The organism is Luteibacter yeojuensis (assembly GCF_000964085.1).
In the GTDB taxonomy this organism is placed as follows: Bacteria; Pseudomonadota; Gammaproteobacteria; order Xanthomonadales; family Rhodanobacteraceae; genus Luteibacter; species Luteibacter yeojuensis_A.
Genome location: NZ_JZRB01000006.1, coordinates 60735 through 71244, shown reverse-complemented (window position 1 = coordinate 71244; position 10510 = coordinate 60735). Strand labels below are relative to the sequence as shown.

Here is a 10510-nt window from a genome sequence, read left to right as displayed (position 1 = left end):
GGAGCGGGAGTGAGGTGCTATGGGCCCGGATAGTTTCACTTGGCACGAATGCTGCTTTGCTTATGGCGCACTTCAACCGGGCAGACGCTGCGCGACATACGCGCGCCGAGATCGAGCGACAGGGGCTTGATCGGGTGCCGGGGGAAGGAAGCAGGATGTGGGCAAGGATGCCCCATTCGGTTCAGAAATGAGATCTGGCGCCCAGCGGTCTCAGGAACAGGGGGAATCCAGGATGACCGTGCTGCTGGGCGCCAGAAACCGAAGTGATTGGCACGAATAGCCGCGGCCCCTGCCGCGGCTTTCTTCGTTGGAGCCAACACTACACCGTTCAAATGAACCATGTGTGACTTTTTCGTCAAACGCCGACTCTATTTCGGCAATTGCTGACGCTGAGCGTCAGTTTTTGATAATCACGTCACCCTAGGGCAACCCGCGCCAGGATGTCGGTGAGGTCTCGGGAGAGATCTTTCCGCCCGGCCAGTTCCGCCACTACCGCATGCGCCGCCTCGCGACGCGCGGGCTCAAGGCGCTTCCACCCGTTGAACGCCGTCGCCACGCGGGCGGCCACCTGCGGGTTCAGGGCGTCGATGGCCACGAGGCGATCGGCCAGCCAGCGGTAGGCCGCGCCATCGGCGCGGTGGAACCCCGTGGGGTTGGTGCGCGCGAACGTGCCCAGCAGGGCCTGCACGCGGTTGGGGTTCTTCAGGGTGAACGCGTCATCGCGTTCCAGGGCCTGGACGCGGGCCAGCGCGCCGTCGCCCGGCAGCTGCGCCTGCAACGCGAACCACTTGTCGAGGGCCAGCGCGTTGCCGTCGTAGCGCTCGCGGAAGTGCGCCAGCGGGGCCTCGGCGGCGGCCGGGGCGGTGACGGCCAGCGTGGCCAGGGCGGCCAGGCGGTCGGTCATGCCGGGCGCCGCGTCGTATTGCGCGGCGGCCAGGGCCTTACCCTCGTTCGCGTCCACCAGCGCGAGCAGATCCAGCAGGCGGCGCTTCAGCTGGCGCCGGGCCTGGCTGGCCGCGTCGAGCCCGGCGCTGGCCTGGGCGCGCAAGCTGTCGTAGCGCGTGCGCAGGGCGTCGGTGCCGATGGCGCTGGCCAGTGCCCGCAGCATGGCCTGGCGCGCGGCGCGGATGCGTTCCGGATCGCGCTCGGGCTGGCGCTCGACCAGCTCGATCTCGCCCGGCGGGGTGAGCAGTTCGGCCAGCAGGGCATCGTCGATGCCCGCGTCGCTGAACAGCCCGGCCAGCGCATCGGCCCACGCGGCCACGGCCGCGCCCGCCGGTTCGCCGTCGCGGCACGCGTCGTAGGCCAGGCCAGCCAGCTGCTGGCCGGCATCCCACCGGTTGAAGCCATCCGCGTCGTGGCGCAGCAGCAGCGCCAGTTCGCGCGGGGCGTACTCGCATTCGAGGATCACCGGGGCCGAGAAGCCGCGCAGCAGCGACGGCACCGGCGCGGCATCGATATCCTCGAAGACGAACGCCTGCTCCGCGCCGGTGAGCACCACGGTGCGCTCGACGGCGCTGGCCTGCGTTTCGCCCTCGAGGCGCAACGGCAGCGCGCGGCCGCTCGCATCGAACAGCGACAGGCGCACGGGCACCGGCAGCGGCTGCTTGTTCGGCTGGCCCGCGCTGGCGGGCGTGCGCTGGCGCAGCAGCAGCCGGTAGCGGCGCTTGCCTTCGTCGTAACGGCCCTCCGCGCTGAGGCGCGGCGTGCCGGCCTGGCCGTACCACGCCAGGTAAGGCGCGAGGTCGACACCGTTCGCGTCGCCCAGGGCCCCCAGGTAATCCTCGATGGTGGCGGCCTGGCCATCGTGGCGCTCGAAATAAAGATCCATGCCCTTGCGGAAGCCCTGGTGGCCCAGGTGCCCGGCGAGCATGCGCACCAGCTCTGCGCCCTTCTCGTACACCGTGGCGGTGTAGAAGTTGTTGATCTCGGAATACTGCGACGGCCGCACGGGATGCGACAGCGGGCCGGCGTCTTCGGGGAACTGCGCGCGACGCAGCAGCGACACATCCTCGATGCGCTTCAGCGGCGCCGAGTTCATGTCGGCCGAGAAGCTTTGCTCGCGGAAGACCGTGAGGCCTTCCTTCAGGCTGAGCTGGAACCAGTCGCGGCAGGTGACGCGGTTGCCGCTCCAGTTGTGGAAATACTCGTGCGCCACCACCGCTTCGACGTGGCGGTATTCGTCGTCGGTGCTCGAATCCGGGTCGGCCAGCAGGTACTTCGCGTTGAAGATATTGAGGCCCTTGTTCTCCATCGCGCCCATGTTGAAATCATGGGTGGCCACGACATGGAACACGTCGAGGTCGTAATTGCGGCCATAGGCCTGTTCGTCCCAGCGCATGGAACGCTCTAGCGAATCCATGGCGTAGTCGCAGCGATCGATGACATCGGCCTCGGCCCAGATGTGCAACGCCACCGCCCGGCCATCGGCCGTGGTGTAGTCGCGGCTGATGCGCTCGAGGCGCCCGGCCACCAGCGCGAACAGGTAGCTCGGCTTCGGGTGCGGGTCGACGAAGCGCGCCCAGTGGCGCCCGTCGCCGAGATCACCCGCGCCATCGGGGTTGCCGCCCGCCAGCAACACGGGGAAGCGCGCCTTGTCGGCGCGCAGCGTGACCGTGAACGTGGACAGCACGTCGGGGCGGTCGGGGTAGAACGTGATGTGGCGGAAGCCTTCGGCTTCGCACTGCGTGAGCAGGAAACCGGCGTCGCGGCTGCCCGAGAGGTAGAGCCCCTCGAACGCGGTGTTCTCGGCGGGGCGCACGGCCACGCGGGTGGCGAGCGTGCAGCGGTCGCCGTCCACGCCCACCTCGAGCACGCCATTCGCAAGAATGTACTCCCCCTCGCCCAGCCGGCGGCCGTCGAGGTGGAGTTCAAGCAGTTCAAGCCCTTCGCCGTCGAGGCGGATGGGCTCGTCGGCCTGGCGCACCAGCTCGAGCGTAGCCAGCACCTCGGTGCGGTCGATGCCCAGGTCGAACTCCAGCGCCACGTGCGCCACCGCCCACGCGGGCGGGCGGTAATCGGCAAGGCGGATGACGGAGGTGGGGGCGTCGGATCGGTCGCTCATGGCATCGAGGCGTCGTGGTGCGGGCTCAGGCAGGCTAACATGCGGCCTGATTCGTCAAAAGGAACCCTCCCCATGTCCCGTTTCACCGTGACACGTTCCTCGATGGGCAGCCAGGAAGTGGTTGTCCTGCGCGATAGCCAGGCCCAGCGCGAGATCTACATCGCCCGCCGCGGCGCCACCGTGCTCTCCATCAGCTACCCCACCGGCGGCGGCATGCGGAACATCGCCGACGCGTTCCTCAACGAGCAGGAGCTGGTGCCGCACAAGGGTTCGCGCTTCGCCGTCATGACACCCTTCGCCAACCGCATCAACGATGCGCGCTACACGTTTGAAGGAACCGCTTACGATTTGCAGCCAGGTGCCACGGCCGATCGCGCCATCCGCCACGGCTTCGTGCGCGGCGTGATGTTCGACGTGGCGCACGAGGCGGCGGGCGACGACCAGGCCACCGCCACGTTCGCGACGCAGGCCATCCGCCCCGATGCCTACCCGGGTTACCCGTTCGCGCTCGATTTCAGCATCACCTTCACGCTCGACGCGAAGGGCCTTTCGATCGAAACCCATACGCGCAACGTGGGCGACCATGCCGCGCCGGTGTTCTTCGGCTGGCACCCGTACTTCCGCCTCTCCGACAACCCCATCGACACCTGGGAGCTGCAGGTGCCGGCGCAGACGGTCATCGCCGTCGACGAGGGCTTCATCCCGCTGCCTGGCCGCCAGGCGTGGCAATCAATCGACGACGTGGACGCGGCGTTCGATTTCCGCCAGCCGCATGGCATTGGCAGCACCGAGCTCAACACCACCTACACCGACCTGCAGGTGGATGACGATGGCAAGGCACGCACCTACTTGCGCGACCCGAAGGCCGGCACGGCTATCGCCGTGTGGCAGCAGCGCGGCGTGATGCTCGCGTTCACTTCGGATACGAACGAGCGCGACCCGCGCAAGTCCGTCGCGCTCGAGCCGATGGAATGCATGGCTGACGCATTTAACCGCGAAGATTGCGCACCGCTACTCAGGCTGGCGCCGGGTGAAGAGCGCCGCTTCGCGTGCGGCGTGGAGTTCATCGCCTGATGCTGCCCTCGTTCGACGATGTGCGCGATGCGGCGGCGCGCATCGCGCCGCACGCACGCGTCACGCCGGTGATGCGCAGCGAGCTCATCGATGCGCGCGTCGGTGCCACCGTGTGGTTCAAGTGCGAGAACCTGCAGCGTGGCGGTGCGTTCAAATTCCGTGGTGCCACCAACGCGGTGTGGTCGCTCGGGGATGAAGACGCCGCGCGTGGCGTGGTCACGCATTCCTCCGGCAACCACGGGAATGCGCTGGCCATGGCGGCACGCACGCGTGGCATCACCGCGCATGTCGTCGTCCCCGAGGGCGCGGTGAAAGCCAAGGTGGATGCCATCGTCGCTGCGGGCGCCACCATCCATCGTTGCGCGCCGACCACGGCCGCGCGCGAAGCGATGGCGGCGGAGGTCATGGCCGCCACGGGGGCGACGCTCGTGCATCCGTATGCCGATGCGCGGGTCATGGCGGGCCAGGGCACCCTGGTGCTGGAACTGATGGCGCAGGCACCCGGCATCGATACGCTCTTGTTCCCGGTGGGCGGCGGTGGCCTTGCGGCAGGCTGCTCCATCGCGGCACACGGCATCGACGCGTCGATCGCGCTGCTCGGCGCGGAGCCCGAGGGTGCGGATGATGCGGCCCGTTCGCTCGAGGCGGGCGCGCGGGTGGGGCCTTTTACCCCGGAAACCGTCTGCGACGGCTTGCGCACCCTGGTGGGCGAGCCGAACTTCCAGGCCCTGAGCCAGCACCAGGTGCGCGTGCTGCGCGTCAGCGATGCCGAGGTGGTGGCCGCGATGCGCCTCATGTGGACCGAGCTGCGCACCATCGTCGAGCCATCGAGCGCCACGACGCTGGCGGCCATGCTTCGCTACCCCGGCGAGTTCGCCGGCCGCAGCGTGGGCGCGGTGATCACGGGCGGCAATGTCGACCTCGATGCGTTGCCCTGGTAACGCAGCGCCGGTTCGGGCGGTTGCCCAAGGCATGTAGGCCGTGCCCTTGTTCCGACGCGGGCGCGCCCATGGTCTCCTGGCGCCCCAGGCCCACGCACCGTGTCGTCGGTGGCGGACAGATCGCCATGCGCCGCGTTCCTAAGCTTGTCGTCCCTTCCACGAGACGATGAGGTGCGCCATGCGCTGCCCCTGGGCCGAACACAGCGACATCGAACGCGATTGGCACGACAACGAATGGGGGCGCATCGTCCGTGACGATCGCGGCCTGTTCGAACTGCTCACGCTGAAGGGCGCCCAGGCGGGGCTGGCCTGGCGCACGGTGCTCAACAAGCGCGACGCTTACCGCAGCGTCTTCCACGATTACGACATCGCGCGCATCGCCGCGATGGATGACGACGAGATGGCGCGCGCCATGGCCGATCGAAGCATCATCCGCCACCGCCTCAAGGTCATGTCGGTGCGCACGAACGCGCGCATCGTGCAGGCCATGGCCGTGCGGGGCGAGTCGCTGGGCGAGGTGCTGTGGGCCCACACGGGCGGCGAGCCCATCGTCAACGCGCATGCGCACCCCCGCGAGCTGCCCATGCGCACCGCGGTATCCGATCGCATGGCGCTCGACTTGCGTCGGCGTGGCTTCCGCTACGCCGGCACGGCCATCTGCTACGGCCTCATGCAGTCGGCGGGCATGGTCGACGACCACCTCGCCAGCTGCGAGCGCCACGGGCAGGGGCTCAGGTGAAGGGGTTCTTCCGGCGCGAGCCGCGCAGCTTGTCGATCGAGAAGCTGGCGATCTCGCCACCGCCTTCGCGACGCGACTGGCCCTCGGGCGGGCCCCAGGCATGCGCGGTCACCACTTCCCACGTCGAGGGGATCGTGCCTTCCGTGCGCAGGGCTTCGTAGGCGTCGAGCATGCGGCGGTAGTGCTGCTTGCCGGTCAGGCCACGCAGGCGCCCGGCGTCGGCGTTGTTGGCGCCAAGGCCACGCAGCTCGTCCAGCAGCGCGCGGGGTGTCGGGTAGGTCAGCGTGTAGCGCTCGGCGAACAGCACCGGGTCCTTCAGGCCCTGCGCGAGCATGGCGTCGCCCACGTCGTGCATGTCGAGGAAGCGTGCCACGTGCGCATGCTGGTCGGCGCTGGCCCACGCGGCGCGCAGCTCGGTGAGCGTATCGGGGCCGAACGTGGAGAAGGTGAGCAGGCCGCCCGGCTTCAGCACGCGGGCGCATTCGGCGAACAGGCGCGGCAGGTCCTCACACCACTGGAAGCACAGGTTCGAAAAGAGGATATCGACGCTGTTGTCCGGCACCGGCAGCGTGTAGGCATCGGCCGCCACGCGCGCGAACGGCTTCAGCCATGCCGCGTTCTGCTTCGCCTGCTTCAGCATCGGCAGCGCGATATCCACCGCGATCACCTGGGCCCTCGGGTATTTCTTCTTCAGCGCGGCGGTGCCGCGACCGGTGCCGGCGCCGACATCGAGCACCACCTCGGGCACCTGCGGGAAAGCGTCCAGGCGCTCGATGAGCGTGGACTGAACCTCGCGCTGCAGGGCGTCGTGCTTTTCGTAGGTGCCGGCCGCTCGGCCGAAGTTGCGCCGCACCTGGCGGTGGTCGAAATGGAAATCGCTCATGCGTGGGGGCCGGTGGGCTGTGTCAGGGCCGCCGCCAGCTCGGCGGCATGCCCGATGAAGGGGGCGTGGCCGGCGTGGGCCAGCTCGATGAAGCGGCCGCCGGCGGCCTCGGCCGCCCAGCGCATGGCCGCGGGGTGCACGATGCGGTCGCGGCGGCCGGCGATCCACAGGCTGGGCATAGAAAGCTCGCCCAGGCGCGGGCGCAGGTCGGTGTCTTCGAGCAGGCGCAGGCCTTCCATCAGCACGCGCGGATCGGGCTCGCCGCGCTCGTAGGCCTCCGCCATGAGGCGGCGCGTTTCCGCGCGTGGGTCCTGGCTGCCCATGGCTTCCAGCGCGATGAAGCGGTCCACGGTGGCCTTGTAGTCGGCTTCCAGGTCGGCCGCCAGCTTGCGCACCATGGCGGGGTCGTTGCCATGCGGCCAGTCGTCGCCGCGCACGAAGCGGGGCGTGGAGCTCACGGCCACCAGCCGCGTCACGGCGGTGGGGGCCTCGAGCGCGGCCACCGTGGCGACGAGGCCGCCCAGCGACCAGCCCAGCCAGATGGCGGGCGGTGTCGCCGCGATGATGGCGTCGGCGCACGCGCGCGGGTCGAGCGGGATGCCCGAGTCACGCGAACGGCCATGGCCGGGCAGGTCGACGAGATACATGTCGCAATGCGCGTCGAGCGCCTCGGCCAGCGGATGCAGGATGCCGCCGTGCATGGCCCAGCCGTGGATCATCACCAGCGGCACGCTGCCGCTGCCGCGGCGTTCGATGTAGAGGCCGCTCACGGCGCGTCGCTCGGTGCCAGCGAGGGATCGACCGCGCCGCGGCCGTCGAAGACGAAGCAGTCGCCGCGCCAGTGCGCGCCACCCACGTCCTCGAAGTATTTGAGGATGCCGCCTTCGAGCTGGTACACGTGCTCGATGCCAAGGCCTTCCATGTGGATGGCGGCTTTCTCGCAGCGGATGCCGCCCGTGCAGAACGACACCACCGTCTTGCCGTCGAAGCGTGCGCGGTCGGCGGCCACCGCGCCGGGGAAGCCGGTGAAGCTGGCGAGGCCGTACTCCACCGTGCCCTCGAACGTGCCCGCGGCCACTTCGTAATCGTTGCGCGTGTCGAGCAGCACCACCTCGCGGCCTGCGTCGTCATGGCCCTGGTCGAGCCAGCGGCACAGGTCGCGGGGCAGCACGTGCGGCGCACGGCCCGCTTCGGGGCGGATCGCCGGCGCGCGCATGGTGATGATTTCCTTCTTCAGGCGCACGCGCATGCGGCCGAAGGGCACGTCGTCGGACCAGCTTTCCTTCGGCGTGATGTCGGCGAAGCGCACGTCGTCGCGCAGCCATGCCATGAACGCGTCGATGGCGTCGCGCGGTGCGGCCAGGAAGAGGTTGATGCCTTCCGGTGCCAGCAGGATCGTGCCCTTCAGCGCCAGGGCCTCGCAGCGCGCGGCGATCTGCCCGCGCAAGGCGGCCAGGTCGTCGAGGCCGACGAACTTGTAGGCGGAAATATTGAGGATCGACATGGGCATGGGGCGCGGCGCGGGGCCGCCCATTATACGGCGATGGCCTGCGCGGGCAGCGGGATGCGGGCCAGGGCGTCCAGCAGGGCGTCCACGCGGGCCTCGCTATGGGCGGCCGACAGGGTGATCCGCAGCCGGGCACCCCCCGGCGGCACGGTGGGCGGGCGGATCGCCACGACGAGGAACCCGGCCTGCTCGAGCAGCCGTGCGGCCGCCACGGCCGAGCCGGCATCGCCCAGTAACAGGGGCTGGATGGCCGTGGTCGAAGGCATCAGTGGCAGGCCAAGGGCCGTGGCGCCGGCACGGAAGCGGGCGACGTTCGCGGCGAGACGCTCGCGGCGCCCTTCGCTGTCCTCGCGGACCAGGCGCAGCGCCGCCCGCGTCGCGGCGGCCAGGGCCGCGGGCATCGCCGTCGTATAGATGTAGGGGCGGGCAAACTGCACGATGGCGTCCATTATGTCGGCATCGCCCGCCACGAAGGCGCCCGCGCAGCCCAGCGCCTTGCCGAGCGTGCCCATCAGGACGGGCACATCCTTGCTGCCAAGGCCGGCCGCCGCCACCGAACCGGCGCCGGCGGGGCCCAGCACCCCCATGCCGTGGGCGTCGTCGACATAAAGCAGCGTCGCGCGCTCGCGGCACAGGCTGGCCAGCGCGGCGAGCGGCGCGATATCGCCGTCCATGCTGAAGACGCCATCGGTGGCGAGCAGGGCCGGCAGGCCGGGCTGGGCATCGAGCTGCCGCGCCGCGGCGGCCGCGTCGCCATGCGGGTACCGGCGCAGGGCCGCACCCGCGAGCTGGGCGCCGTCGATGAGGCTGGCGTGGTTCAGCTTGTCCTGCACGCACAAGGCGGCCTCGCGGCCCGGCATGGCACCGGCGCCGAGCAGCGCCTGCAGGGCGCCCAGGTTCGCCATCACACCGGTGGAGAACAGCACGGCGCGCTCGCGCCCGGTCCACTCGGCCAGCTCTTCCTCCAGCGCGTGGTGTTCGCCGCGGTGGCCCGAGACCAGGTGGGCGGCGCCCGTGCCCACGCCTTCCGCGACGGCGGCGCGGGTCAGCGCGGTGACCAGGTCGCGGTGGCTGGCCAGCCCGAGGTAATCGTTGCCGCAGAAATCCGTGAGGACCCGCCCACCGACCATGCGCCGGCCACCGGGCAGCACGTCGCACGCGCGCACGCGGCGCGACAGGCCGGCGTGTTCGCGTTGCGCACGGGCCGCCGCGAGGCGCCCGCGCAGGTCGGGCCGCGGGCTCATGCCACCGCGTCGGCGGGTTCGACGATGTCGGCGTGCACCGTGCCGGGCTCCACCTCCACTTCCAGCGGTTTCAGGCCGAGGCGCTCGAACAGGCGGCGGTCGTGCTCCACGTCGGGGTTGCCCGTGGTGAGCAGCTTTTCGCCGTAGAAGATCGAATTGGCGCCCGCGGCAAAGCACAGGGCCTGCAGCGCGTCGTCCATGGTCTCGCGGCCGGCCGAGAGGCGCACCACCGAGGCCGGCATGAGGATGCGGGCGACGGCGATGCTGCGCACGAACTCGAACGGATCCAGCGCGTCGGTACCGTGCAGCGGCGTGCCGGCCACCTGCACCAGGCGGTTGATGGGCACCGACTCCGGGTGCTCGGGCAGGTTGGCCAGCGTGCGCAGCAGGCCGGCGCGTTGGGTGCGCGACTCGCCCATGCCCACGATGCCGCCGCAACAGGTGCGCAGGCCGGCCTGGCGCACGTGGTCGAGCGTGTCCAGGCGGTCCTGGTACTCGCGGGTGTGGATGATCTCGCCGTAGAAATCGGGCGAGGTATCCAGGTTGTGGTTGTAGAAATCGAGGCCGGCCGCCTTCAGCGTATCGGCCTGGGGCTGCGAGAGCATGCCTAGCGTGGCGCAGGTCTGCAGGCCCAGGCCCTTCACCGCGCTGACGATCTCGGCCACCTTGGCCACGTCGCGGTCCTTCGGCGAGCGCCACGCGGCTCCCATGCAGAACCGGCTGGCGCCGGCATCCTTGGCGGCCTGGGCACGGGCGAGCACCGCCTCCACGCTCATCAGCTTCTCGGCCTTCACCCCGGTGGCGTAGCGCGCCGCCTGCGGGCAGTAGGCGCAATCCTCCGGGCAGCCGCCGGTCTTGATCGAAAGCAGGGTGGAGACCTGGACGGCATTGGGGTCGTGGTGCGCGCGGTGCACGCTCTGCGCCTGGAACAGCAGGTCGTTGAACGGCAGGGCGAACAGGCGTTCGACCTCGTCGAGGGTCCAGTCGTGGCGGAGGGCTGCGGTCATGGAGGGCTCCCGTGGCGAAGGCGCGCAGTGTCGGCGCCCGCCCCGGCACTG

Annotated in this window: 9 protein-coding genes; 3 read left to right on the top strand and 6 right to left on the bottom strand. The window is 70.2% G+C overall.

What is annotated here, in order from left to right; translation table 11 throughout:
- Positions 1-415: 415 nt before the first annotated feature.
- Positions 416-3064: an aminopeptidase N gene (gene pepN / locus VI08_RS03815; RefSeq protein WP_045828218.1), complete on the bottom strand. Its 2649-nt coding sequence runs from the start codon at positions 3062-3064 to the stop codon at positions 416-418.
- Positions 3065-3136: 72 nt separating this feature from the next.
- Here pepN and VI08_RS03810 point away from each other — a divergent pair, with 72 nt between their 5' ends.
- The 3 genes from VI08_RS03810 to VI08_RS03800 all read left to right on the top strand — a co-directional run bounded on the left by VI08_RS03810 (position 3137) and on the right by VI08_RS03800 (position 5818).
- Positions 3137-4138 (top strand): aldose 1-epimerase, encoded by a 1002-nt coding sequence (locus VI08_RS03810; protein ID WP_045828217.1) that lies wholly within the window; start codon positions 3137-3139, stop codon positions 4136-4138.
- Positions 4138-5079, top strand: coding sequence for a threonine ammonia-lyase (locus tag VI08_RS03805; protein ID WP_045828216.1), 942 nt, complete (start codon positions 4138-4140; stop codon positions 5077-5079). The genes VI08_RS03810 and VI08_RS03805 overlap by 1 nt, the downstream gene beginning before the upstream one ends.
- 178 nt (positions 5080-5257) lie before the next feature.
- Positions 5258-5818: a DNA-3-methyladenine glycosylase I gene (locus VI08_RS03800; RefSeq protein WP_232309455.1), complete on the top strand. Its 561-nt coding sequence runs from the start codon at positions 5258-5260 to the stop codon at positions 5816-5818.
- On the opposite strand, the gene bioC is transcribed toward VI08_RS03800, so the two are convergent.
- From bioC to bioB, 5 genes are read right to left on the bottom strand one after another with little or no spacing between them, the layout of a single operon-like run.
- Positions 5811-6701, bottom strand: a complete 891-nt coding sequence (gene bioC, locus VI08_RS03795) for a malonyl-ACP O-methyltransferase BioC (RefSeq protein ID WP_045828214.1) — start codon at positions 6699-6701, stop codon at positions 5811-5813. The genes VI08_RS03800 and bioC overlap by 8 nt on opposite strands.
- The gene (gene bioH / locus VI08_RS03790; RefSeq protein WP_269745822.1) at positions 6698-7471 is read right to left on the bottom strand and encodes a pimeloyl-ACP methyl ester esterase BioH; all 774 of its coding nucleotides are present in this window, start codon (positions 7469-7471) and stop codon (positions 6698-6700) included. The genes bioC and bioH overlap by 4 nt, the downstream gene beginning before the upstream one ends.
- Positions 7468-8211, bottom strand: coding sequence for a sulfurtransferase (locus VI08_RS03785; protein ID WP_428992127.1), 744 nt, complete (start codon positions 8209-8211; stop codon positions 7468-7470). The genes bioH and VI08_RS03785 overlap by 4 nt, the downstream gene beginning before the upstream one ends.
- Before the next feature lie 23 nt (positions 8212-8234).
- The gene (locus VI08_RS03780) at positions 8235-9452 is read right to left on the bottom strand and encodes an aminotransferase class I/II-fold pyridoxal phosphate-dependent enzyme (RefSeq protein WP_045828213.1); all 1218 of its coding nucleotides are present in this window, start codon (positions 9450-9452) and stop codon (positions 8235-8237) included.
- Positions 9449-10459, bottom strand: a complete 1011-nt coding sequence (gene bioB, locus VI08_RS03775; RefSeq protein WP_045828212.1) for a biotin synthase BioB — start codon at positions 10457-10459, stop codon at positions 9449-9451. Before bioB ends, VI08_RS03780 begins: the two co-directional genes overlap by 4 nt.
- Between the last annotated feature and the right edge of the window lie 51 nt (positions 10460-10510).

Coding starts and splice junctions, on each gene's coding strand:
- pepN (WP_045828218.1), bottom strand. CDS start 3,064: ATGAGCGACCGATCCGACGCCCCCACCTCCGTCATCCGCCTTGCCGAT.
- VI08_RS03810 (WP_045828217.1), top strand. CDS start 3,137: ATGTCCCGTTTCACCGTGACACGTTCCTCGATGGGCAGCCAGGAAGTG.
- VI08_RS03805 (WP_045828216.1), top strand. CDS start 4,138: ATGCTGCCCTCGTTCGACGATGTGCGCGATGCGGCGGCGCGCATCGCG.
- VI08_RS03800 (WP_232309455.1), top strand. CDS start 5,258: ATGCGCTGCCCCTGGGCCGAACACAGCGACATCGAACGCGATTGGCAC.
- bioC (WP_045828214.1), bottom strand. CDS start 6,701: ATGAGCGATTTCCATTTCGACCACCGCCAGGTGCGGCGCAACTTCGGC.
- VI08_RS03785 (WP_428992127.1), bottom strand. CDS start 8,211: ATGCCCATGTCGATCCTCAATATTTCCGCCTACAAGTTCGTCGGCCTC.
- VI08_RS03780 (WP_045828213.1), bottom strand. CDS start 9,452: ATGAGCCCGCGGCCCGACCTGCGCGGGCGCCTCGCGGCGGCCCGTGCG.
- bioB (WP_045828212.1), bottom strand. CDS start 10,459: ATGACCGCAGCCCTCCGCCACGACTGGACCCTCGACGAGGTCGAACGC.